The organism is Corynebacterium sp. HMSC30G07 (assembly GCF_001806945.1).
Classification (GTDB): Bacteria; Actinomycetota; Actinomycetes; order Mycobacteriales; family Mycobacteriaceae; genus Corynebacterium; species Corynebacterium riegelii.
Genome location: NZ_KV786446.1, coordinates 13,580 through 35,879, shown reverse-complemented (window position 1 = coordinate 35,879; position 22,300 = coordinate 13,580). Strand labels below are relative to the sequence as shown.

Sequence of the window (22,300 nt, the reverse complement as noted above, 5' to 3'; positions counted from 1 at the left end):
AGACGAATGCCACTTGTATGATGGGAAGTGACCCCGTTCCTACAACCTTTTGAGGAGGAAAGCAGACATGACTGCTGCTGAACACGACAACAATGCCGGCCTGAGCCCCGCCGCCCAGGTGACCATCACCGGCCGAAACGTCGAGGTTCCCGAGCACTTTCAGGAACGTGTGAACTCCAAGCTGGCAAAGATTGAGAAGCTTGACCCAACGCTGACCTTCTTTAACGTGGAGCTCAAGCACGAGCGCAACCCGCGCCGTGAGGCTCACGCAGAGAGCATCCAGATCACCGCAACCGGCAAGGGCCACCTCGCCCGCGCTGAGGCCAAGGAAGACAGCTTCTACGCTGCGTTGGAGGCTGCAGTGGACAAGCTGGAGCGTTCCCTGCGCAAGGTGAAGGTCCGCCGCGAGATTTCCCGCTCCGGCCACCGCGCACCGAAGTCCACCGGCCAGGTTGCAGCTGAGCTGGCAACTGAGGCAGCTGAGGCTCGTGAAGCAGCGCCGGGTAAGTACGACGTTGACCCGTACGAGGGCCAGTTCGACGACTTTGAGCCGGGCCAGGTTGTTCGCAGCAAGCTGCACCCGAACACCCCGATGAGCGTGGATGACGCGCTCAGCGAGATGGAGCTCGTTGGCCACGACTTCTACCTCTTCATCGATGAGGAGACCCAGCGCCCGTCTGTGGTCTACCGCCGCCACGCGTTCGACTACGGTCTGATCGCGCTTGCGCCGGAAGGCGAAGTTGAGGCCGCTGAGTAAGTAGCGCTTCGGCTCTTGTTGGCCCGCACCCTGTATTGCACGGGGGCGGGCCTTTTGCTGTTGTTTGTGACCTGCACTGTTGTGTGCATCTTGTTGCAGCGCGCGCCTGCAGCGCCTCTGCTGCTGTGCGCTGCTAGACGACATTGCGGTGCGCTGCTAGACGTGCGCTGCTAGACGACATTGCAAAATTCGCGAAATGTCTGCACACGTGACCTGGGGTTTTGGGGGAGGTTTTTCAAAGTCGTCTAGCAGTGGGGCGGTGCCACTCCCCGTTTCGCCCTGCGGACCCCTCCCGGTCGGGCCCGCTAACACGGGCCCACTAGCACACAACGTAGAAACCGCGATGTGTAAACACAACTGACCTGGGGAAACACATGTTCAAAATCTTTGTCTGCTAGTGGCACAGGCCCCGCGGACCGCGACCACACTGCAACCACGCCACAGTCGCACCTTGCCGCACTCCGGCGCACCCGAAACCTGGCAATCACCTAGCAATTGCGGCAACTATCCCCGGTTTGGCAACATGCTGCCGCAATTCCAAAAAGCTCTACCCGCACCCAATCCAGCCACCCTGCCAGCCACATAGTGATCTCAACGCCGGTGTGGGTACAATGTTCTGTTGGTATACCCCCAAAACCTACAAAAGGATTCGTCGTAACGTGTTTGGTGGACTTTCAAAACTGCTCCGCGCCGGTGAAGGGCGCACCGTTAAGCGTCTTTCAAAGATCGCTGACCAGGTTATGGAGCTGGATGAGCAGTATTCGGCCCTTACGGATGAGGAGCTGAAGGCCAAGACTGACGAGTTTAAGCAGCAACTGGCAGACGGGGCGTCGTTGGACGACATCCTGCTGGATGCATTTGCGACGGCGCGTGAGGCGTCGTGGCGCGTGCTGGGCCAGAAGCACTACAAGGTGCAGATCATGGGCGGCGCTGCGCTGCACTTCGGCTCGGTGGCCGAGATGAAGACCGGTGAGGGTAAGACGCTGACGTCCGTGCTGCCGGCGTACCTCAACGGTCTTGAGGGCAAGGGCGTGCACATTGTCACGGTGAATGACTACCTGGCTAAGCGTGACGCGGAGATGATGGGCCGCGTGCACCACTTCTTGGGCTTGAGCGTTGGCGTGATTTTGTCTGAGCTGCGCCCGCCGGAGCGTAAGGCTGCGTATGACGCGGATATTACGTACGGCACCAACAATGAGCTTGGCTTTGACTACCTGCGCGACAATATGACGCGCTCTGTGTCTGAGATGGTGCAGCGTGGCCACAATTACGCGATTGTGGATGAGGTTGACTCCATCCTGATCGATGAGGCGCGAACCCCGCTGATCATTTCCGGCCCGGCGGATGGTTCAAGCCAGTTCTACACCGTGTTTGCGCAGCTTGCCCCACGTATGCGCGAGGGCATCCACTATGAGGTGGATCAGCGTAAGCGCACGATTGGCGTGTCTGAAGAGGGCGTTGAGTTCGTTGAGGACCAGCTGGGCATTGATAACCTGTATGCCCCAGAGCATTCGCAGCTGGTGAGCTACCTGAATAACGCGCTGAAGGCGAAGGAGCTGTTTGAGCGCGATAAGGACTACATCATCCGTCAGGGTGAGGTCATGATCGTGGACTCCTTTACGGGCCGTGTCCTTGCGGGGCGTCGTTATAACGAGGGCATGCACCAGGCGATCGAGGCGAAGGAAAACGTCGAGATCAAAAATGAGAACCAGACGCTGGCTACGGTCACGCTGCAGAACTACTTCCGTCTGTACAACAAGCTTGCTGGCATGACGGGTACTGCAGAGACTGAGGCTGCGGAGCTGCACCAGATTTACAAGATTGATGTGGTGCCGATTCCGCCGAACAAGCCGAACCAGCGTGTGGACCGTGATGATCTGATTTATAAGACGCAGGAGGCGAAGTTCGCCGCTGTGGCTGAGGATATTGCGGAGCATGTGGAGAAGGGCCAGCCGGTGCTGGTTGGTACCACGTCGGTGGAGCGCTCTGAGTATCTCTCGCAGTTGCTGACGCGTAAGGGCATCAAGCACAACGTGCTCAACGCGAAGCACCATGAGGAAGAGGGTCGCATTATTGCGGAGGCTGGTCTTCCGGGCAAGGTGACTGTGTCTACCAACATGGCTGGTCGTGGTACGGATATCGTGCTTGGCGGCAACCCGGAAATTCTGCTGGATGCGAAGCTGCAGGCGCAGGGTCTTGATCCGTTTGAGGATGAGGAGCGCTACCAAGAGGCGTGGAACGCGCAGTTGCCGGCGGCGAAGGAGCGCTCGAAGCAGCTTGGTGATGAGGTGCGTGAGGCCGGCGGCCTGTACGTGATTGGCACGGAGCGCCATGAGTCGCGTCGTATTGATAACCAGCTGCGTGGCCGTTCTGGCCGTCAGGGGGATCCGGGTGAGACGCGTTTCTACTTGTCCATGCGTGATGAGCTGATGGTTCGCTTCATGGGCAACACCATGGAGAACATGATGAACCGTCTCAATGTGCCGGATGATGTGCCGATTGAGGCGAAGATGGTCTCCAACGCCATTAAGAGTGCGCAGTCTCGTGTGGAGAATCAGAACTTTGAGATGCGTAAGAACGTCTTGAAGTATGACGAGGTGCTCAATGAGCAGCGCAAGGTTGTTTACCGTGAGCGTCAGGAGATCTTGGATTCCAAGGACATCGCGGGTCAGGTTCGTCGCATGATTGAAGAGACCGTCAGCGCTTACGTTGATGGTGCTACCCATGAGGGGTATGTGGAGGACTGGGATCTGGATGAGCTGTGGCATGCTCTGGAGTCCCTGTACGGTCCGACGGTTTCGGCACAGCAGCTTATCGACGGCACCGAGTACGGCCGCGCCGGCGAAATCACTTCCCAGCAGCTGCGCCAGGCGCTTGTGGACGATGCGCTTGCGCAGTACGACAAGCTGGAGGAAAACGTCTCCGCTATTGGTGGTGAGTCCCAGATGCGCAACATTGAGCGCATGGTGATTCTGCCGATCATTGATACGAAGTGGCGTGAGCACCTCTACGAGATGGATTACCTCAAGGAGGGCATTGGCCTGCGTGCGATGGCGCAGCGTGACCCGCTGGTTGAGTACCAGAAGGAGGGTGGCGACATGTTCAACGCTATGAACGAGGCCGTCCAGGAGGAGACCGTCCGCCAGCTGTTTATGATGCGCAAGCAGTTTGAGCAGCCGGAAGAGGCCCCGGTAGAGGCTTAGAGCACTTTGAAGGACACCAGCCGCCCGTCTTGAATGCGGGCGGCATACGCATATCTGCGCTCGCCGACGGAGACGCTGCCGAAGAATTCGCCGTTGTCACGCGCGTGGCTGGAGATGATCTGGAACTTGTGCACGTTTGGTGCGGTGCGCCTGCGTGCGCGGATATGGCTGCGAACGCCGAGGTCAAATAGGGCGCCGGTAAGGGTTGCGGGGTCGCGATGACCAAAGGCTGCGTCAAGGGCTTGGCGTACCAGCGGTGAAATTGGGTCGGCGGGCACGGCTCGCATGCCGGAGCCGCGCAGGGCGCCGGGGGCGCGCGGGACGTCTGGAAGCGCGGCACGGGGGATGAGTACTTTCATGTGCTGGTACCCAGGCGCCGGGAAGTACATGTTGCAGGCTGCTCCTTTTGTGGTTCGTTTTTGCGGTGAAACGGTGTGAAACGTTGTGTGTACCGGATAGGTACTATTGTGCCCAGTCGCACGCGCTTTTATCTAGAGTGTCGTGTTCATTAAAGTGTGCACGCGGCGTGGAACCGCGGGGCGAGCAAAACGTGGATGTAAGAAAGTGAGTTGGAATGCAGGCGTTGATCTTGGACTACGCGGGGGTGCTTGACGGGGATGCGGAGGAGCAGCGTCGTTGGCGTGAGCTGATCGCCGCGGTGCGCGCAAAGGGCGTGCCTACTGCGATTTTGTCCAATGAGGAAGCTGGCAGCGAGATGGCTGAGAAGATCCGTGAGTGGGAGTTCCGCGGTGATGTTGATGCTGTGATTCTCTCCGGTGAGATCGGGGTGGAAAAGCCGGAGCGTGCCGCCTTCCAGGCTGCCGTGGACGCACTCGATGTGGTGATCAATGATGCGGTGATGGTGGACAATGACATTCTGATCGTCCGCGCCGCTGTTGAGTACGGCATGATCGGTCTGCTGCACACTGCGTTTGAGCGCACGGCTGTTGAGGTGCAGACTCTGTTTGGCGTTGAGGGCGAGTTCTAAGGTGCGCGTCTACATTCCGGCCACGTTTGGCATGTTGGCCTCCCTGAGCGAAAACGGTCTGATCCACGCGCGAAGTGGCTGGGCGTTTGCTGCCACGAAGGAGCTGCAGGAGTTCTTCACCTCCGGGGATATGGAGGAGATTGAGGCGGTGGCGTTTGATGACGCAGCGTTGGCGTCCATACGCCTGCTCGCCATTGGGGACGAAGAGCGCTTCCCACACCGCCGTGTGGTGATTTCCGCGGACGTGGAGGCGACCGGGCATCCTGACATGGGTGAGTCCGTGGTCAAGCTGTCCGCGCCGGTGGCGTTGGAGGATGTCGCTGCGATCCACGTGGACGTGCAGGACGCCGAGGAAGCCACGAAGAAGGCCATCGCGTGCATTGACGCCGCTGATCTTGGGGATGAGGACGCGGAGCTTGCCGTGGGCGACGCCCAGGACAATTACATGGCGTTTTATGACCCGAGTGAGCTACCGGTTCTCATCGAGCTGTTTTAGCTCCCACTCTTTGTTGGAGTAAAGCGCGGTGAGCAGGCGGCGAACTGCCTGCACGCGGCGGCCAAGCGGGGAGTTGGCCTCGACGGTGTCCCACGCGCACTCCGGGTCCGTTGGGGGACCTAGGTGGGTGCAGCCGCGGGGGCAGGCATCGGCGACGTCTGCAAGCTCGGGGAAGACGTCAATGATGGCCTCCGGCGCAATGTGGGCCAGTCCGAAGGAGCGGATGCCGGGGGTGTCAATGATCCATCCGCCTTCGGCCAACGCAAACGCCACGGATTGGGTGGAGGTGTGGCGGCCTTTGCCAACGCCGGAGACCTCGCCAGTTGCGCGGTCCGCATCCGGCACGATGCGGTTGACCAGGGTGGATTTACCCACACCGGAATGCCCAATGAGGGCAGAGACTTTGCCGGTGATGCGCGCCAAAAGTGCGTCGATGGGCTCTTCAATGCCCACCTCATACACGGCAACGTTTAAGTCCTCGATTTCCCGGATGAACTCGCTGGGATCAGCGATGTCGGACTTGGTCATGCACACAATCGGGGTCACGCCGCCGTCGAAGGCGGCAACGAGTGCGCGCTCCACAAACCCGGTGCGCGGCGGGGGATCGGCAGCCGCAACCACAATCAGCATCAGCTCCGCGTTGGCCACGATGATGCGCTCATACGGATCCGTATCGTCCGCCGTGCGGCGCAGCACCGAACTGCGCTCCTCGCGCTTGACCATGCGCGCAAGCGTGTCCTTTTGGCCGGAAGTATCGCCCACCACGCCCACGCGATCACCCACCTCAATAGAGGTGCGCTTCAGCTCACGAGCGCGCATGCAGGCCACCAGCGTGCCGCTATCTAGCTGCACACCCCAGCGGCCGCGGTCCTTTGTTACCACCATGCCAAACTCGGCGTCGTCATGCGTGGGGCGGTCCTTGGTGCGGGGGCGTGAGCCGCGGCCGCGGCGCACGCGAACGTCAGATTCGTCGTAATCGTGGAAGCGACGTGCCATTAGGAGCGCACCATTTCGTCCCACATCACCTCAAAGCCGGGCAGTGTTTTCGCAGTGGTGCCAATGTTTTCCACCTCAACGCCCTCAACAACCAGACCTAAGATGGCGCCGGCGGTGGCCATCCGGTGGTCGTCATAAGTCGCCCAGGTCCCGCCATGCAGGGTGGCAGGCCGGATGCGCAGGCCGTCTGGCAACTCCTCGCAGTCGCCGCCCAGGTTGTTGATCTCACGCGTCAGCGCCGCCAGGCGGTCCGTCTCATGGCCGCGCAGGTGCGCAATGCCGGTCAGCTCGGTCTCTGTGGTGGCAAGGGCAGCCAACGCGGCAACGGTGGGGGTGAGCTCACCAATATCGCTCATGTCCAACCGCAGGCCGCGCAAGCCGCCGGGCTCCGGGCCCTGGACCTCAAGGGTGTAGTCCTTGCCGTCCGCGTACAGCTCCACGTGGCAGCCCATGCGCTCCAAAATCATGCGGATGACATCGCCCGGCTGGGTGGTGTTCAGCGGCCAGTGTGGCACCCGCACCCGGCCACCGGTGACCGCTGCGGCAGCCAAGAACGGCGTGGCGTTCGACAAATCCGGCTCAATGGCAAAGTGCGTTGCCTTAATCGGCTGCGGATCCACACGCCAACGCTGGCCGGTGGCCTCCACGTGCACGCCGGCGTCTTTCAACATGGCAAGCGTCATCTCAATATGCGGCATGGACGGCAAGATGCCCGCAGTGTTGACCACGGTCACGCCGCGATCAAACCGCGCCGCCGCCAGCAGCAAGCCAGAGACGAACTGGGAGGAACCAGACGCGTCAATGGCTACCTCGCCACCTTCTGCATGCCCCCTGCCATGCACGGTAAACGGCAAGGTCTCGCCGGCAACGGCAACGCCCAGCTGGCGAAGGGCATCGAGAATCGTGGTCATGGGGCGTTTGCGGGCGTAGGCGTCGCCGTCGAAAAGCACAGGCCCCTGTGCAAACGCCGCAACCGGCGGCACGAACCGCATGACCGTGCCGGCTAGGCCGCAATCAACCTCCGCGCCGCTGAGCTCACCCGGGGTCACGCGGATGCTGTCACCCTCATGCGCGAACTTCACCCCCATGGCGGCCAGCGCTCCTTCCATCAAATCCGTATCACGCGAGCGCAACGCACCCCTGATGGTGGATTCACCCTCTGCAAGACTTGCAAGGATGTACGCCCGGTTGGTCATGGATTTAGACCCCGGGATGGCCACAGTGTGGATGATCGGAGACGCAGCAACAGGAGCAGGCCACAGGTTAGTCATGCGGATCATCATAATGGAGGCATGTGCGGACGCTTTGTGCTTTTCACCTCCGGCCAGGACCTCATTGATGAAGTGGCGGGCTTAGACGGCATCACTGCCGTCGAAGCACCCGATGGCACCCCGCCGCCGCGCTACAACATCGCCCCCACCCAACCAGTGCCGCTCGTGCGTATCGACGGCCCCACTGCCCACCTCAACCCCGCCCGCTGGGGGCTTCTGCCCACCTGGAAGAAAGACGAAACCGGCCCGCCGCTATTCAACGCGCGCGGCGAAACCATCGCCGAAAAGCCCTCCTTCCGCTCTGCGTTCAAGTCCCGCAGGGGCTGATGGTCCTTAACGGCTACTACGAATGGCTCCAACGCGACGGTGTGAAACAACCGTTTTATGTGCGCCCGGCCGAGGGCATGCTGTACGCGGCGGCGCTGTGGGAAACCGGCCTTGACAAACTGTCTGTGACCATGGTGACCACGGACGCCACCGAAAACATGGCGTGGCTGCACCACCGGCTGCCGCTGTTTCTGCGTGAAGACGAAATCCGTACCTGGGTTTCCGGCAGTCCCGAAGAAGCCTTGGCGCTGGTCCACCCTTCGCGGGTGGCGGATCGCCTTGAGTGGAGCGAGGCGGCGCAGGAAGTGGGCAACGTGCGAAACGACTACGCGGAGCTGATATCCGCGAACTGAGCTTTTGTCAGCTTGGCCAGATCCTGCGGGCTGAGCTGGGCCGACAGGCCACGCTGGCCTGCGGAGACGGTGATGGTGGGCAGGTTGGCCACGGAGGCATCTATAAGCGTGGGCAGCGTCTGCAGCGTGCCAAGTGGTGAGATACCCCCAACCACGTACCCGGTGGCGCGCTGCGCCTTAGCCGGATCTGCCATTTCCGCGCGCTTCCACCCCAGCGCCTTCGCCGCGGCCTTGAGCGACAGGTGACCCGCGACCGGTACGCAACAAATAGCCATGTCGCGATCGTGGTGGATCACCAGCGTTTTAAGCGTTGCCTTCGGGTCCAAGTTGAGCTCATGCACCGAATGCTCACCGAAGTGATCCTGGCTAGGGGAGTAGGTGAGCACCTCATGCGGGGTGTCTTTCAATGCGGTCAGCGCGCGGGTTTTCTCAGCCATGGCGTAAGCGTAACGCCGTGTGAGCACGTGTGTGGAAACGTGGTTTGCCAAGGGCCCTACAATGGCCACTATGCCCGAAACCGAGCTTGCGACTGATCTTAAGGCGCGCTTCACCGAAGAAGCGATGCCCCTGCTGGACCAGCTTTACGGCGGCGCGCTGCGCATGACGCGCAACCCCCAAGACGCCGAAGACCTAGTGCAGGAAACCTACCTGAAGGCCTACAACGCTTTCGACAGCTTCAAACCGGGCACCAACCTCAAGGCGTGGCTGTACCGCATCATGACAAACACGTACATCAACAACTACCGCAAAATGAAGCGCCGCCCGCTGGAAACCTCTGCCGAAGACGTCACGGATTCGCAGCTGTACACCTCTTCCTCCCACGACTCCACGGGCTTGGAATCCGCCGAGGTTGAGGCGCTAAAAATGATGCCGAACTCCCGGATCTCGGACGCCTTGAATTCGTTGAACGAGGACTACCGGATGGTGGTGTACTACGCCGACGTTGAAGGTTTGGCGTACAAGGAAATCGCCGAAGTGATGGAAATCCCACTGGGAACGGTGATGAGCCGCCTTCACCGTGGAAGAAAACAGCTGCGTGAGATGTTGAAGGATGTAGCACACGAGCAAGGCATCGGACTGGAGGAGAAGTAAATGGCTACCGACAGCAACTGCACCTGCGGTGATTGCAGCGACGCACGGCTGACATCGCTTCTGTGTGAGCTTTTCGATCCTTCGACGTCTCGTGCCCGCGCCGACGAAATCCGCGCCACCATCGAGTCCTGCCCTGAGTGCTTCAGCCGCCTCGAATCCGAGCAGGCAGTACGCGGGCGGCTTCGGGAATGCTGTGGGCACGCCCAAGCACCCGAACCGCTGCGCCAGCGCATTATTACGTCTATTACCTCTGTGACGACAGTGCGCGTGACCGAGGTGCGCTACCGGTAGGAGCGGGTGGCGGGCTCAGCCCGCGTGCTCCCAAACGCGTTTGCAGCTACCTACACCCGGCTACCAAGCGAAAAATCGCTAAGTAGCTGCATGTAGGTAGCTGCATTTAGTTCCCGGGGGAGATGAAACACCGCCCCGCATCCCTTGAAACCAGGGGAGCGGGGCGGTGTTGTTGTTGCGTTACTACGCAGGCGTCAACTTATGCGTTGGGGCGCTTGCCGTGGTTTGCGCCCTTCTTGCGACGGTCCTTGCGCTTACGACCACGCTTGCTCATGTGGGGCCTCCTTATGTGTCAATACGGGAAATTCAGGTGTAACTGTATCGCCTTGTATAGAGGGGAAAGAAATTGACCCCGTCGAGCTTGGTCGGTTGTGTCTTAGACAGCTACGGCTGCGCGCTTGCGGGCACGAGCCTTGTTGCGACGCTTGAGCGCACGGCGCTCCTCCTCGCTCAGGCCACCCCACACGCCAGCATCCTGGCCAGTCTCAAGTGCCCACTTCAGGCACTGAGAGGTAACCGGGCAGCGGTTGCAGACCATCTTTGCTTCGGCGATCTGGGCCAATGCCGGGCCAGAGTTGCCAACCGGGAAGAACAGTTCCGGATCCTCGTCGCGGCAGATTGCTTCGTGGCGCCAATCCATGATGAAAACTCCAATTCGTGTCGTCGTTGTACTTCATTTAGTGCGCACCACTTCAACCCCAATTGCTTGGGATGTTGCAAACGAAGTTTGATTCCAGGGTTCCGGGCGGTGTTACTCGGATGATCCGAGACCCGTCTACCGGCTTAACCTGGCGTTAACCCTGTGGTGGCTGAGGGTTAAGGGCTGTGTAACCAGCCCGTTGTTTTTGCTACTTGAGAATAATGACACGATTGCCAAATTCTCGCTAGAGGTAAATGCGAAAAAGTGACAGAAGTCATATTTACTGCGCTGTTTCCGTGTAGGTCCCACCCCCAATTTTGTGAGCTAGCTCATTATCGTTACCTCTGTGACATGGGGAAATGGCGCCGTTATGGGCTGCACATAACGATGTTGCGGGTCAAATCGGTCAGCGTGTGCAACAGTGTTGTGCCACAGGCGGGATACACTGCATGGCTGTGAATAGACCAGTTCCTCCCTTTTTGCGTTATGGCGCGGTAGCAGCACTTGTGCAATGTGTTGCCGTGTTTGCCTACATCATCACGCTGCTGATTGATCAGTTTGATGACCACCAGACCGTCCTGGAGTCAGAGACCGCAGCCGCCAACTACGTCAACCTTGGCACTGCACTGTTTCTTGCCATTGTGTTTGGCTACATCGCGTGGATTGCTATCTCTACGCTGCGCGGCACCCCGCGCGCCATGGGCGCGCTGATGCTGGTGGAATGCATCCTGGTGGGCGTGGCCATCTACATGTTCCGCGGGGGCGTACCGGGCATGGCCGTGGCCACCTTAGCTACCGCGGTGTTTGTCTTGGCAAGCCTGTGGCATCCAACGACTAGGCAGATGCTGGAGGAGCGGTATGCGGGGAAAACGGAGCGCAGGCAAGCAAACTAGTAAGCAAACTAGCTCGCGGCCAGCACCACGACCTCATCGCCGCGCTTTTCCACCACCGTTGCCCCGGCAGAGTTAATGAAGACGGGGCCGAAGTAATCACCGCGGTCAACGGGGATGATGTCTTCAACCGTGTTACTGTCCCAATCCACCACGGCAACCCCGCCTGAAGAGGCGTACAGCAGGCGATCACCCGCGGCGAAACCGGTGCCCAACGCGCCCTGGAACACACCAGTAGCGGTCAGCTTCGCCGGCTCCATCAACACCAGGTAATCGTCCTCAAAATAGGTCATGTGGTGGGGCAGGTCGGCGACGGGAAGCATGTGCGTGCTGCCGTCGATAGTCAAAGGGCTCTCCAACGCCGGCACCGTTGATGCGCTGAGCTGGTTGCCCTCCTTGTCATAGGCGCGGATCTCGTGCGTATCCGGGTCATACACAGCCGCCGCGTCCTGGGAAACAGCGACCAGATAGGCGTTTTCTGCTATCTCCTGGCTGGAGTAAATCTCCGGCTTACGGGAATCCTCCGGAGTAGCGTTCTGCAAACGCAAGTAGGCGCCATCGGCGCAAATCTCAGTCACCGCAAACAGCTCCGTGCGAGTCAACGCCGAGGTGATCTGGCACTGATTCGGCTGCATATCCGGCTCCTGCGGCGCCTCAACCGCGCCATACTCCACCGTGCGCACCATGTCTGAACGCCACAGCTCCGCACGCGTGGAACTGACGTAACCAACACGGTCATTCGACACAACGGACGTCACATCCGTCGGCGCGATCGCAGAACGCGTACCGGCGTACTTACCGGTCAGGGCCTCAATAGCCACCACGTCGCCGCAGCCAGCGTTGTCCTTGTAAGCGGCAACAACCTTGCCCCACGCCTGACCAAGCACGCACAGCTCATTCGGACGGTGGTACGTCCACGCCGTCTCACCCGAAGACGTTGTTGCCGTCACCGTGCCGTTGTAATACGTAATGATCAACCCGTTGACCACAACCGGCTGCAGCTCAGGGGAGTGATCAGGCAGCCGAAACAGCTCCTCAAGCTTGGTGGGAGCGGTGGCCAAACGGCCCTCGTTTTCCAGCTCCTCCGGCGCAGACTGCAAATCAGCCGCACGGATCGGGGCAGAGAAATACGCGATGGCAAGCAGCACCACAGCAATCGCGGCAATGACCGCAGTAGCGATTAAATCTCCGCGTGTGCGGCGCAGTGGCTTTGTCACCGGCGTCGGCCTCCTCGGGAACGGGAACTAGAACGGGAACTAGAACGTGATCGGCTGCCGGAACGGGATCGTGCATGAGCGCTGCGATCCAGGCGCGCCGGACGTGCCCCGTGCACTTTACGCGGAGGACCCACCGTGGCCGAAGCTGAGTCCGGGATATCCAGCGCCTGCGCAAGCTCCGGGGAGGTGGAAAACCACTCCGGCGGGGTGGGGTTATCCAAGTCCAGCTCGGTGTTGATCAGCTCCCACTTGTGCGCCTCATCAAAACCAACCAAGGTCACCGCGGTGCCGGAGTTGCCGGCGCGGCCCGTGCGGCCAATGCGGTGGACATACGTCATCGGGTCATCCGGGGTTTGGTAGTTGATCACATGCGTGACGTCATCAACGTCAATGCCGCGAGCCGCCACGTCAGTTGCCACCAGGATGTCCACGTCGCCTGCACGAAACGCGTCCAAGGAGCGTTGGCGGGCTGATTGCCCAAGGTCACCATGGACGGCGCCGGCGGAAAAGCCGCGCTTGGCCAGGTCTTCGGCCACTTCGGCGGCGCTGCGCTTGGTGCGGGCGAAGATGATGGTGCGGCCGCGGCCCTTGGCCTGCAGGATGCGGGCGACCACCTCGGGCTTGTCCATGCGGTGGGAGAAAAACACCACTTGGTTGGTGCTGGCGTGGGTGGCAGAGGCGTCTTCCGCTTCGGCGCGGATGTGCAGCGGGTTGTTCATTTTAGAGCGTGCTAGCGCCAAGATCGGGCCTGGCATGGTGGCGGAGAACAGCATGGTCTGCAGTTTGGCGGGCACCGCCGCCCAGAGCTTCTCAATGTCGGGAAGGAAGCCCATGTCCAGCATCTCGTCGGCCTCATCGAGCACCAGGATCGCCACTTCGTCCAGGCGGAGATCCCCGCGCTGGTGCAGGTCAATCAGGCGGCCCGGGGTACCTACGATCACGTCAACGCCGCGCTGCAGCGCCTCAATCTGTTCCTCGTAGGGGCGCCCGCCATAGATCGTGGCAATGCGCACCGGCGTGTATTTCGCGGCGCGCTCCAAGTCTTCGCCTACCTGCACGGCAAGCTCACGGGTGGGAACTACAACGAGCGCGCGTGGGGTGCCGTCGAGTTCGGCCACGTCAGCGTCGTCAAAGACCCTGTCCAACAGCGGGATGCCAAAGCCGTAGGTTTTGCCCATGCCGGTGCGAGCCTGGCCGATGATGTCACGGCCGTCCAGGGCAATGGGGATTGCCAGCTCCTGGATGGAGAAGGAAGAGGTGATGCCCAGCTCTGCCAGTGCGTCAATAATTTCGGCGGCCACCCCTAGTTCCGTAAAGGTGGGTGGTTGTTTGACAGGACTGTTTTGTAAAGACGCGTCTGTAGCCACGCGCCTTAGTCTAGCCCGCGCTGGTATCAGCAAGCAGGCGGTGTGTGGCGGGCCGTTACAATGGCCGCTATGGATATCAAGATTGGTCTTGCAGACATTTCCCGTGAACTGACCATCCGCCTGCCGGAAGGCGGCGAGGAAGTTGTTGCGAAGATTCAGAGCGCTATTGAGGCGGGCACGCCGACTATCACGGTGGAGGATGAGAAGGGGCGTAGCTACCTGATTCGTACTGATCGCATTGCGTACGTCGAGCGGGGCTCGGCGGCAACTCATACCGTGGGGTTCATGCGCTAAATTAACTGCATATGACCACACGGCACCAGCGAGGAACCCACGAGGGCGGCATGGATAATGATGACGCCTGGGACGATTTTGACGACTTCATTTTTGATGAACTCGACGAGTGGGAGCCCGAGCCAAAAGAGCGCGCCAAGCGTCGCGCACGCCATGAGCGTCCGGAGCGCGACCAGGCTGCTGAGGGCTGGTGGGTGCGTTTTGCCCGTGAGTACGGATGGCGTGCGTACGCCATCCCTGTGCTGTCTGTGATTACGGTGTTTGTGCTGATCAACATGGTGCAGAACCCGGATGCTGGTGTGGTCACTGCCGCGGGTACTGATGAGGTTGCGGCACAAGACGGTGATGCCACAAACGGGGAGCACGGCGCCCACGAACATGACGGCTGGGCGCAGCGAGAGCCGGCGGAGATGCCGGAGGCCGTACTAGACGTCAATCACTTGCCGCCGGGTGGGCCGTTTACGGAGTCTGGCACTGGCAACTTCTTTGTCATTGGTCAGCCGGGTGCCGCTGGCGGCGTTGGTGAGGAGCTGACGGTGCGCTATGTGGTTGAGGTTGAAGAGGGCATTGACACTGCGCTTTACGGCGGGCCGGATGCGGTGTCTGCGATGGTGGATTCCACGTTGCTTGACCCGCGTAGTTGGACGAATGACCCGCGTTTCAGGCTTGAGCACGTTGCGCCGGAGGATAACCCGACGCTGCGTATCCGCCTTGCTTCTGTGAACACCACGCGTGAGTTGTGTGGCGGTGAGCTTGGTTTGGAAACCAGCTGCCGCACCCGCATTACGGGGGAGGACACGGTGGTGATCAATGAGTCGCGTTGGGTGCGCGGCGCGGCTCCGTTTGAGGGCGATCTTGGTTCGTACCGCCAGTACGTGATCAACCATGAGGTTGGCCACGCGTTGGGCTTTGCGCGCCATGAGCAGTGCCCGGCTGATGGGGCGTTGGCGCCGATCATGATGCAGCAAACCCTGAGCCTGAACAATTCGCAGTTGCGCAGCTTTGACCCGGGTGAGGTCTACGAAGATAACAACGATACGTGCCGGTATAACCCGTGGCCGTACCCGCGCCCGGCGGTGCTCTAAGGGGGCGTGATGCGGATTCCTGAGCATGTGTTGCGCGCTTTCCAGCTTGACGACGAGGAAGGCGTAGCCACCTCTGACGTGTGGGATGGTGGCGTGCGTTTTGGCCGGGTTGTGGTTGCTCCTGCGCAGGATGCTGCCGTGTGGTCTGCCAAGGTCCGTGAGCGGGCCGAATCCAGTCTGGGCTTGCGGTTTTCGCGTGCTGTGCGGGCAACTGATGGCCGCTTTGTGGTTGGAGGTTTCGTAGCTTCGGAGTTTGTTGAGGGCCAGCCCGCCGCGCGCGTTGATGAGGTCGTGGGGGCTTCCCTGCTTATCGACGTTGCGTTGTCCACCACCCCCGCACCCACCACCGAACCTGTGGAAGGCTCTTGGCGTGAGATTGACCGCGCTGTGTGGGCGGGCGAAGAGCAGGATTTTGGCGGCGAGTACGTTGTGGCGGATCTGGACCTGCTGCGCCGCTGTTTGTTTGATGGTTACGCCCCGCCGGCGGTTGCGGCGTTGACGCCGTCGGCTGAGCTGCGTCCGCGTGGGTATACGGCGGCGATTGTGATGGTGGATGGTTTGATTGCGAATGCGGTTGATGCGCGCGTGATTGATCGTTGGGCGCACATTCCAAACCTGCGTCAGTTGCTTGCAAAGGCGTGGGAGTTTCGCCAGCTCACCACCCCACATTCGAACATAGGTCCTGATTTTCGAAGGGTTGGGCAAATCGTGTGTCCCTAGTGTGTAACGATGGTGGCTATGAGCTCACCGGTTACACCCCGCGCATACCTTGTATCGCGCCCAACTGACACCACGCCACGTACGTGGCCAGTTGATCTGCCCAAGGAAGGTCTGTGGAAGGTCACGGGAGACGCGGGTGCAGGCGTTTCTAGTTTTCTTGTAGATACCGCTGTGGAGGCCGTGGCCCGCGGGCGGGTGTTGGTGATTGCTTCTTCGAAGGAGTCCGGTGCTCGTCTACGTGCGGAGCTCTCGGAGCGCCTCGCGGCTACAGGTTTTGTGGTGGATGAGCCGCTGGTGCGCTCCGTGCACTCTTTGGCGTTTGCGCTGCTTCGCCAGCAGACGGAAAAAGAGATCCGGCTGATCTCTGGCGCTGAGCAGGATGCGATGATCCGCCAGCTGTTGGCTGGTAATGCGCAAGACGGTACGGGGTCTTGGCCGCAGGATCTGCGCCCTGCGCTGCCGATGGTGGGCTTTGCCCGGCAGCTGCGCGACTTTTTGTTACGTGCCGTTGAGCGCGGTTTGGGCCCGGATGATCTGCAGCGTTTGGGTAGGGATCACAACATTCCGATCTGGTCTGCTTCCGGGGAGTTCTTGCTTGAGTACCAGCAGGTGATGCGACTTACCGGTGCGCTGCGTTACTCGGCTTCAGAGCTGGTGGCTGAGGTATTGGCGGGCATGAGGGCAGGCGCGATCACGGAGACGTGGGATGCGGTGATTGTGGATGATGCGCAGCATCTCGCCCCGGCCTCCGCCGAGTTGATTTCGCACCTGTTGCAGCACGCCACACTTGGCGTGGTTGGTGGTGATGGGGAGCAGGCGGTCTTTCGGTTCCGCGGTGCATCCCCACGCTTCTTTGCCACCATGAGCGGGTTGGATCACCAGGTGATTGACTTAGGTGCGACGCGGCGCAACCCGCAGCGCCAGGTGGTGATTGCACCGGAGGAGCAAACGCACCACGCCACCTTGGTGGACACGATTCGGCGCGCGCACTTTGAACACGGTGAGCCGTTTTCCTCGATGGCGGTGGTGGTGCGCTCCACGCCAATGATTGAGCCGATTCGCCGCAGCATGCTGGCGGCGGGCGTGCCGGTGATGCTGGATCCCACGGATGTGGTGCTGTCGGAGCAGCGCATTGTCGTCTCACTCCTGCTTGGTCTGGAGGCGCTGGAGAGTGAGCTTCAAGCGACGCAGTGGCGCGACCTTCTGCTTGGCCCGGTTGGCGGTGCGGACCCGGTGACGCTGCGCAGGCTGCTGCGGGGTTTGCGCCGTTTTGCGCCGGAGGAACATGCGGAGGCGGTGCTGCACCGTTTGCTGGCCACGGATGAGGAACTGCCGGACTTTGACGGCGTGCTGACAGCGCGCGAGGTAGCGATTTTGACGCGTATGCGCTCCGTGCTGGAGGCCGGCCGTGCGGCACTTGCAGTCAACGGCAGCGTGGAGGAAGTGCTGTGGGCACTCTGGGCGACAACGGGTTTGTCGGATCGCCTGATGGCAGCAGCCTTACGCGGTGGTGCAACCGGTTCGCAGGCGGACCGTGACCTGGATGCGGCGATGGCGCTCTTTGACGCGGCCGGTGACTTCACGGAGCGGCGCCCAACCGCAGGGGTTGCGTCTTTCATTGAATACATCGCGCAGCAGGAACTCCCCACCGGCGTGCGTGATAGGCGGACCGCTAAACCTGACGCGGTCCATTTGGTTACCGCCCACGGTGCGGCGGGCAGAGAGTTTGGGCGCGTGATCGTGGCAGGCGTGCACGAGCACTCCTGGCCCTCGCTGGGTGAGACCGGCACGATGTTTCGCCAGGAAGACTTGATTGACCTGCTTGATGCGGGGGTGGACCCGGCGGTGCCGGTCTCCCACGCCTCGGAGCGGTTGGTGGAGGAGCGTCGGCTGTTTCACGTGGCCACCACGCGTGCCACGAAACATCTCTTGGTTACCGCGGTGGATGACCAGGACAGCGACGAGGTGGTCACCCCTTCGCGCTTTATTGAAGAGTTCTGCACCACCTTCAACGTGGACCCCATCGAGGCAGACCCAGATACGGTGCAGGTGCTGGCCAAAGACGAAGTCATTGCGCAGCTTCGGCGTGTGCTGACAGACCCGGAAGTTGATGCGGTTTCCCGCGAGCAGGCAGCCCGGCAGTTGGCGCGCCTTGATAACGCTGGCGTGAGTGGTGCTGGGGAGGGGCAGTGGTGGGGGCTACGTGGGGCGTCGACAAGCGAAGCCCTGCAGCAGCGAACGGCGCTGTCGCCGTCGAGGATTGAGAAACTCCTGGAATGCCCCATGCGTGAGGCGCTGGAGCGCATGGTGGGGTTGGACGAGACGATGAGCATGATTCACGGCTCCCTTGCCCACGCCTATTTTGAGGCGCTGGGCCGCGGGATGGAAGCGGCGAAAGCGCGCGCGGCGGTGATGGCGACAAGGGAAGAAATGCAGGACGGACCTGCGTGGAAAAACGAACGTGACCTGGCAGATTTTGCCCGCCTGCTGGACCGTATTGATACGTGGGTGGTGGCCGCGCAAGCCCGCCATGAGCTGCTGGCGGTGGAGGCCAATGTGGATGTGACCGTGGACGCGGAAACCGGGCTGCGGATTCGCGGGCGCGTAGACCGGCTTGAGGCTGATGAAGGCGGCTTGGTCCGCATCGTGGATCTGAAGAGCGGGGCCAACATGCCTAGCCAAAAAGAGACGGAAGACAACAAGCAGCTGCTGGCGTATCAGCTGGCGCTCACTCAAGGTGAGTTGCGCGGTGAAGAGATCCGGGACGCGCGCGGTGACGGCATGCAGATTGGCAGTGCTGTGCTGGTCTACCCGGGGTCTACAACAAAAGCCGTTGGTACTCGTGAACAGTCAGCGAAATCGCCTGAGGAACTGGCGGAGTTTGCGCAGTGTATTCGCCCGTTGCCGGAGGCGATGGCGGGCCCGGTACTGACTGCTACTACTGGATCGGGGTGTGAGTACTGCCAGGTGCGTTCGCTGTGCCCGGTGCAGCCGGAAGGAATGGTGATTGCAGATGTCTAATGTGACGTATCCAAAGATTGTGATGCCGCCAAAGACGCTGTCGGCAGCGCTGAAGCAGAAGTTCCCGCCCACGCCGCAGCAGGCGGACGTGATTGGCGCGGACCCGGGGCCGCTGCTCGTGGTGGCCGGTGCGGGTGCCGGCAAGACGGAGACCATGGCTGCGCGCGTGGTGTGGCTGGTAGCCAACGGGTTTGTGCGCCCTGATCAGGTGCTGGGCCTGACGTTTACGCGTAAGGCCGCACGCGAGCTGGACAAGCGTATCCGTGACCGGCTGGCCACCCTGGCTGAAGACAGCGCGCTGGTTGCGCGCCTGGACCCTACCGGGGAGCTGGGCAAGGCGCTTGAGGTGATCGCGCCGACGGTGTCCACGTATGACTCGTACGCAGGGGACCTGATCCGGGAGTACGGACTTTTGGTGCCGGTGGAGCCGGACGCGCGCCTGATTACAGATGCGGAGCTGCACGCCGTGGCCACAGACGTGGTGGCGAACTATTCCGGCAGGCTTTTGGCTGAAGACGGGTCAAACCGCAAAATCAACTCCGTTGTGGAAAACCTGCTGGGGCTGGTTACCTCCATGGGCAATGAGCTGGCGGATCCTAAAGACGTTGCGGAAAACGCGTCAATTTTCTTGAAGGAAACCGAAGAACTCACCGGCAGCAAGCGCACCAAGGGTGAGTACTCGGCGGATATGACCAAGTGGCGCGCCATCCAACAGGAGCGCGCAGCATACTTGCCGTTGGCTGCTGAGCTGCAGGCGGAACTACGCCGTCGCGGTCTGGTGACGTTTAATGAGCAAATGTCTGTGGCGGCCGCCATGGCGCGTGATCACGCGCAGGTGGGCGAGAGTCAGCGTAGGCGTTTCAGGGTGGTCATGCTGGATGAGTACCAGGACACCTCGCACGCCCAACGCGTGTTGCTGACCAGCCTGTTTGGTAAGAACCAGGATCCAGGGCTGACCGTGACCGCGGTGGGCGATCCCATGCAGGCGATCTACACCTGGCGCGGTGCAACCGCGGCGAACCTGGCGGCGTTTGTTGCAGACTTCCCGCAGGCTGACGGCTCGCCTGCACCGAAGAAGCAGCTGACCACCTCCTGGCGCAACCCACCTGAGGTCCTGGCGCTGGCCAACGGGGTCTCTGATGAGATTTTGGGTACTGGTAAAGACCGCGCCGTGGAACCGTTGCAGCCGCGCGAGGGCGCTGACGCGGGCCGGGTGCAGCTGGGCTACTTCAACACTGAGGATGAAGAGGTCACGTACGTTGCTGATGAGCTGCAGCAGCTGTGGCAAACATCGCAATCAACGGGTGAAGCGTTCAAGGTGGCCGTGCTGGTGCGTAAAAACCGCCACACCGCAGCCATGGCAGAGGCGCTGGAAGCGCGTGGCGTGCCCTACGAAATTGTCGGCGTTGCGGGTCTGCTGGCCGTACCCGAGGTAGCGGACACCGTGGCCATTGCCACCATGCTGGTGCGCCCCGGGGATTCGGCGGCCGCGCTGCGGGTACTCGGCGGGCGCGCCGTGGGTCTAGGCCTAGCGGATCTTCACGCGCTTGCCGCTCGTGCTGAGAATCTTCGCGCCCGCGAGCGGGGCCAAGACCCCGATACCGCCGAGCGTGCCGAAGAACTCGCTGGCGAGATGACTGCAGAGGAGCGCCTGCAGCGCGAACTGGAAGACCTTGTGGATCGTGCCGCCGAAGTCATGGCGCGCTCTGAGCGCTCTGCCGGGTTGGCGGACGCGGTGGCTGATCTGGGTGAGCCGGAACGCTACTCGGAAGAAGGCTTGGCGCGCCTGAAGGACCTCAGCGCGAAGCTGCGCTGGCTGCGCACGCACAGTTTGGGCAAGCGTTTGGCGGACCTGTTTGCAGACATCATGAGTGTCTTTAACATCCGCACCGAAGTTCTTGCCCGTGACAGCGTCACCCGTGCTGCCCACCTGGATCGCTTGCTGGATGAGGTGGCGAAGTACCCGGGTTCTAGTCTGGACGGACTGCTGGACTACTTTGAGCTGGCACGTTCGCTGGAAGACGGGCTGGAACCCGGCAACGTGAGTGTTAAGACCGACCGTGTGCAACTGCTCACTGCCCATAAGGCGAAGGGCCTGGAGTGGGACACCGTGGCGGTACTGCACGCGGATGCCGGCACCTACGGCGCAAAAGCCGGCACATTTTTGGGCCAGATCAAACTCCTGCAAGACGACACGTTTGCAGATACTGAGATCACTCCGGAGTTTGCGGAGGTGGAAACCCGCTCCCAGTTTGAGAAGGCCGCCAAGCAGTGGGTGAAGTTTGTCCGCGGACGCGAAGCCGAGGAAGCGGCGCGACTGTTTTATGTTGCCGTGACCCGTTCCGCCCGCAACCTGTATGTCACCGCGTCGCGCTCCGCGCCCTATGAGTATTTTGCGCAGATGCGCGAGCAGGTGGATGAGCAGTGCGTGGTCACCTGGTGGGACGGCGCTGAAGCCGAGGACACCGACGGCACAAGCAGCACAGGCAGCACGAACAGCGATGAACGTGTGGGCCAGTGGCCGGCTTTCGTGCCTTCGCCGGAGACGATCGCGGCAGGCCAAGCGGTGGCAGACGCACGCGCCGCAATGCCGGAAGCCAGCAACGCAGATCCCAGGTACACACAGTGGGAGCGCGACGTCACCGCGCTGATTGAAGAGCACGAGGCGCTGCAGCGCGCTGAGGTCCCGGTGGTGCTTCCTGGTGAGCTGACCGCGTCTGATGTGGTGGCGCTTCGCGCTGACCCCGCCCAGTTTGCTCGCCGTGCGCGCAGGCCGGTGCCGTTTAAGCCGAATACGTACGCCAAGCGCGGCACGGCGTTCCACGAGTGGCTGGAGGAGTTCTTCGGGGCGCGCCCACTGCTGGATGAAAATGAGCTGCCGGGCAGTGAGCAAGAGGAGGTCGACGCCGCCGTGCTTGAGCAGCTCAAGAGCTCCTTTGAGCAGAGCCATTGGGCCAGCCGCACCCCGGCGTTTGTGGAGCGCGCCTTTGAGCTTGCCCTGGGTGATGTGGTGGTGCGCGGGCGTATCGACGCCATCTTTGAAGACGATGAAGGCTGGACCGTCGTGGACTGGAAGACCGGCATGAAGCCCACACACGCGGACATGGAGGCGGCGAAGCTGCAGTTGGCGGTGTACACGGAAGCGTGGCGCAGGATCGCCGGTGATGACAAGCCGGTACGCGCAATGTTCTTCTACGTGCGCACCGGCGAGGACTTCGCTCCACGCGACCTTCCGGGCGCGGACGAACTGGCAGCGTTGATCGCGCCGGAGGAAGCCGAGGAGGAAGCCTAG

The 22,300-nt window shown here is 61.4% G+C and carries 20 protein-coding genes and 1 pseudogene; 13 read left to right on the top strand and 8 right to left on the bottom strand.

Features of this window, described 5'->3' with window-relative positions:
• Positions 1 to 67: 67 nt before the first annotated feature.
• Both hpf and secA read left to right on the top strand, forming a co-directional pair.
• Positions 68 to 757 carry a ribosome hibernation-promoting factor, HPF/YfiA family gene (gene hpf / locus HMPREF3104_RS00755; RefSeq protein ID WP_052205228.1) on the top strand — a complete coding sequence of 230 codons (690 nt, stop codon included), beginning with the start codon at positions 68 to 70 and terminating at the stop codon, positions 755 to 757.
• Positions 758 to 1,416: 659 nt separating this feature from the next.
• On the top strand, positions 1,417 to 3,960 hold the full coding sequence (secA, locus tag HMPREF3104_RS00750) for a preprotein translocase subunit SecA (protein ID WP_232305681.1): 2,544 nt from the start codon (positions 1,417 to 1,419) through the stop codon (positions 3,958 to 3,960).
• On the opposite strand, the gene HMPREF3104_RS00745 is transcribed toward secA, so the two are convergent.
• The gene (locus HMPREF3104_RS00745; RefSeq protein WP_246816276.1) at positions 3,957 to 4,319 is read right to left on the bottom strand and encodes a hypothetical protein; all 363 of its coding nucleotides are present in this window, start codon (positions 4,317 to 4,319) and stop codon (positions 3,957 to 3,959) included. The genes secA and HMPREF3104_RS00745 overlap by 4 nt on opposite strands.
• Before the next feature lie 215 nt (positions 4,320 to 4,534).
• Between HMPREF3104_RS00745 and HMPREF3104_RS00740 the strand changes: the two genes are divergently transcribed.
• Both HMPREF3104_RS00740 and HMPREF3104_RS00735 read left to right on the top strand, forming a co-directional pair.
• On the top strand, positions 4,535 to 4,948 hold the full coding sequence (locus HMPREF3104_RS00740; RefSeq protein ID WP_052205225.1) for an HAD family hydrolase: 414 nt from the start codon (positions 4,535 to 4,537) through the stop codon (positions 4,946 to 4,948).
• A 1-nt stretch (position 4,949) separates the two neighbouring features.
• A complete protein-coding gene (locus HMPREF3104_RS00735) occupies positions 4,950 to 5,444 on the top strand; it encodes a DUF6912 family protein (RefSeq protein WP_052205224.1) in 495 nt (164 codons plus the stop codon).
• Here the strand turns inward: HMPREF3104_RS00735 and rsgA are convergent.
• Complete coding sequence (gene rsgA, locus HMPREF3104_RS00730; protein WP_070493271.1) at positions 5,418 to 6,440, bottom strand: ribosome small subunit-dependent GTPase A; 1,023 nt, start codon at positions 6,438 to 6,440, stop codon at positions 5,418 to 5,420. The genes HMPREF3104_RS00735 and rsgA overlap by 27 nt on opposite strands.
• The gene (aroA, locus tag HMPREF3104_RS00725; protein ID WP_070493448.1) at positions 6,440 to 7,720 is read right to left on the bottom strand and encodes a 3-phosphoshikimate 1-carboxyvinyltransferase; all 1,281 of its coding nucleotides are present in this window, start codon (positions 7,718 to 7,720) and stop codon (positions 6,440 to 6,442) included. Before aroA ends, rsgA begins: the two co-directional genes overlap by 1 nt.
• A 12-nt stretch (positions 7,721 to 7,732) precedes the next feature.
• Here aroA and HMPREF3104_RS00720 point away from each other — a divergent pair.
• A pseudogene (locus HMPREF3104_RS00720) lies at positions 7,733 to 8,391 on the top strand (SOS response-associated peptidase).
• Here the strand turns inward: HMPREF3104_RS00720 and HMPREF3104_RS00715 are convergent.
• The gene (locus HMPREF3104_RS00715; protein ID WP_070493450.1) at positions 8,364 to 8,828 is read right to left on the bottom strand and encodes an aminoacyl-tRNA deacylase; all 465 of its coding nucleotides are present in this window, start codon (positions 8,826 to 8,828) and stop codon (positions 8,364 to 8,366) included. The pseudogene HMPREF3104_RS00720 and the gene HMPREF3104_RS00715 sit on opposite strands and share 28 nt — an antisense overlap.
• A 70-nt stretch (positions 8,829 to 8,898) precedes the next feature.
• Here HMPREF3104_RS00715 and HMPREF3104_RS00710 point away from each other — a divergent pair, with 70 nt between their 5' ends.
• Together HMPREF3104_RS00710 and HMPREF3104_RS11880 are read left to right on the top strand one after the other, a co-directional pair.
• A complete protein-coding gene (locus tag HMPREF3104_RS00710) occupies positions 8,899 to 9,483 on the top strand; it encodes a sigma-70 family RNA polymerase sigma factor (RefSeq protein ID WP_101734015.1) in 585 nt (194 codons plus the stop codon).
• Positions 9,484 to 9,774, top strand: coding sequence for a mycothiol system anti-sigma-R factor (locus tag HMPREF3104_RS11880; protein ID WP_083278829.1), 291 nt, complete (start codon positions 9,484 to 9,486; stop codon positions 9,772 to 9,774).
• Positions 9,775 to 9,973: 199 nt separating this feature from the next.
• Here HMPREF3104_RS11880 and HMPREF3104_RS12885 read toward each other — a convergent pair whose 3' ends face one another.
• Together HMPREF3104_RS12885 and HMPREF3104_RS00705 are read right to left on the bottom strand one after the other, a co-directional pair.
• Entirely contained in the window at positions 9,974 to 10,048 is a 75-nt protein-coding gene (locus HMPREF3104_RS12885; RefSeq protein WP_370513275.1) for a 50S ribosomal protein bL37, read from the bottom strand.
• Positions 10,049 to 10,150: 102 nt separating this feature from the next.
• On the bottom strand, positions 10,151 to 10,414 hold the full coding sequence (locus HMPREF3104_RS00705) for a WhiB family transcriptional regulator (protein WP_052205219.1): 264 nt from the start codon (positions 10,412 to 10,414) through the stop codon (positions 10,151 to 10,153).
• Between the two features lie 455 nt (positions 10,415 to 10,869).
• Here HMPREF3104_RS00705 and HMPREF3104_RS00700 point away from each other — a divergent pair, with 455 nt between their 5' ends.
• Positions 10,870 to 11,307 (top strand): hypothetical protein, encoded by a 438-nt coding sequence (locus HMPREF3104_RS00700; protein WP_141738066.1) that lies wholly within the window; start codon positions 10,870 to 10,872, stop codon positions 11,305 to 11,307.
• 8 nt (positions 11,308 to 11,315) lie between these two features.
• On the opposite strand, the gene HMPREF3104_RS00695 is transcribed toward HMPREF3104_RS00700, so the two are convergent.
• A complete protein-coding gene (locus tag HMPREF3104_RS00695) occupies positions 11,316 to 12,521 on the bottom strand; it encodes an Rv3212 family protein (protein ID WP_070493262.1) in 1,206 nt (401 codons plus the stop codon).
• A complete protein-coding gene (locus HMPREF3104_RS00690) occupies positions 12,518 to 13,888 on the bottom strand; it encodes a DEAD/DEAH box helicase (RefSeq protein WP_070493259.1) in 1,371 nt (456 codons plus the stop codon). The genes HMPREF3104_RS00695 and HMPREF3104_RS00690 overlap by 4 nt, the downstream gene beginning before the upstream one ends.
• Before the next feature lie 69 nt (positions 13,889 to 13,957).
• Between HMPREF3104_RS00690 and HMPREF3104_RS00685 the strand changes: the two genes are divergently transcribed.
• From HMPREF3104_RS00685 to HMPREF3104_RS00665, 5 genes are read left to right on the top strand one after another with little or no spacing between them, the layout of a single operon-like run.
• The gene (locus HMPREF3104_RS00685) at positions 13,958 to 14,182 is read left to right on the top strand and encodes a DUF3107 domain-containing protein (protein WP_052205215.1); all 225 of its coding nucleotides are present in this window, start codon (positions 13,958 to 13,960) and stop codon (positions 14,180 to 14,182) included.
• 11 nt (positions 14,183 to 14,193) lie between these two features.
• Positions 14,194 to 15,267: a DUF3152 domain-containing protein gene (locus HMPREF3104_RS00680; RefSeq protein ID WP_232305679.1), complete on the top strand. Its 1,074-nt coding sequence runs from the start codon at positions 14,194 to 14,196 to the stop codon at positions 15,265 to 15,267.
• Positions 15,268 to 15,276: 9 nt separating this feature from the next.
• On the top strand, positions 15,277 to 15,987 hold the full coding sequence (locus tag HMPREF3104_RS00675; RefSeq protein WP_070493256.1) for a hypothetical protein: 711 nt from the start codon (positions 15,277 to 15,279) through the stop codon (positions 15,985 to 15,987).
• An 18-nt stretch (positions 15,988 to 16,005) separates the two neighbouring features.
• Positions 16,006 to 19,008 carry an ATP-dependent DNA helicase gene (locus tag HMPREF3104_RS00670; RefSeq protein WP_070493445.1) on the top strand — a complete coding sequence of 1,001 codons (3,003 nt, stop codon included), beginning with the start codon at positions 16,006 to 16,008 and terminating at the stop codon, positions 19,006 to 19,008.
• A complete protein-coding gene (locus HMPREF3104_RS00665) occupies positions 19,001 to 22,300 on the top strand; it encodes an ATP-dependent helicase (protein ID WP_371441027.1) in 3,300 nt (1,099 codons plus the stop codon). The genes HMPREF3104_RS00670 and HMPREF3104_RS00665 overlap by 8 nt, the downstream gene beginning before the upstream one ends.

Bases quoted from the DNA above. Each gene is read 5' to 3' on its own strand.
- hpf (WP_052205228.1), top strand. From the start codon at position 68: ATGACTGCTGCTGAACACGACAACAATGCCGGCCTGAGCCCCGCCGCC.
- HMPREF3104_RS00745 (WP_246816276.1), bottom strand. From the start codon at position 4,319: ATGAAAGTACTCATCCCCCGTGCCGCGCTTCCAGACGTCCCGCGCGCC.
- HMPREF3104_RS00740 (WP_052205225.1), top strand. From the start codon at position 4,535: ATGCAGGCGTTGATCTTGGACTACGCGGGGGTGCTTGACGGGGATGCG.
- rsgA (WP_070493271.1), bottom strand. From the start codon at position 6,440: ATGGCACGTCGCTTCCACGATTACGACGAATCTGACGTTCGCGTGCGC.
- aroA (WP_070493448.1), bottom strand. From the start codon at position 7,720: ATGATCCGCATGACTAACCTGTGGCCTGCTCCTGTTGCTGCGTCTCCG.
- HMPREF3104_RS00715 (WP_070493450.1), bottom strand. From the start codon at position 8,828: ATGGCTGAGAAAACCCGCGCGCTGACCGCATTGAAAGACACCCCGCAT.
- HMPREF3104_RS00710 (WP_101734015.1), top strand. From the start codon at position 8,899: ATGCCCGAAACCGAGCTTGCGACTGATCTTAAGGCGCGCTTCACCGAA.
- HMPREF3104_RS11880 (WP_083278829.1), top strand. From the start codon at position 9,484: ATGGCTACCGACAGCAACTGCACCTGCGGTGATTGCAGCGACGCACGG.
- HMPREF3104_RS00705 (WP_052205219.1), bottom strand. From the start codon at position 10,414: ATGGATTGGCGCCACGAAGCAATCTGCCGCGACGAGGATCCGGAACTG.
- HMPREF3104_RS00685 (WP_052205215.1), top strand. From the start codon at position 13,958: ATGGATATCAAGATTGGTCTTGCAGACATTTCCCGTGAACTGACCATC.
- HMPREF3104_RS00680 (WP_232305679.1), top strand. From the start codon at position 14,194: ATGACCACACGGCACCAGCGAGGAACCCACGAGGGCGGCATGGATAAT.
- HMPREF3104_RS00675 (WP_070493256.1), top strand. From the start codon at position 15,277: ATGCGGATTCCTGAGCATGTGTTGCGCGCTTTCCAGCTTGACGACGAG.
- HMPREF3104_RS00670 (WP_070493445.1), top strand. From the start codon at position 16,006: ATGAGCTCACCGGTTACACCCCGCGCATACCTTGTATCGCGCCCAACT.
- HMPREF3104_RS00665 (WP_371441027.1), top strand. From the start codon at position 19,001: ATGTCTAATGTGACGTATCCAAAGATTGTGATGCCGCCAAAGACGCTG.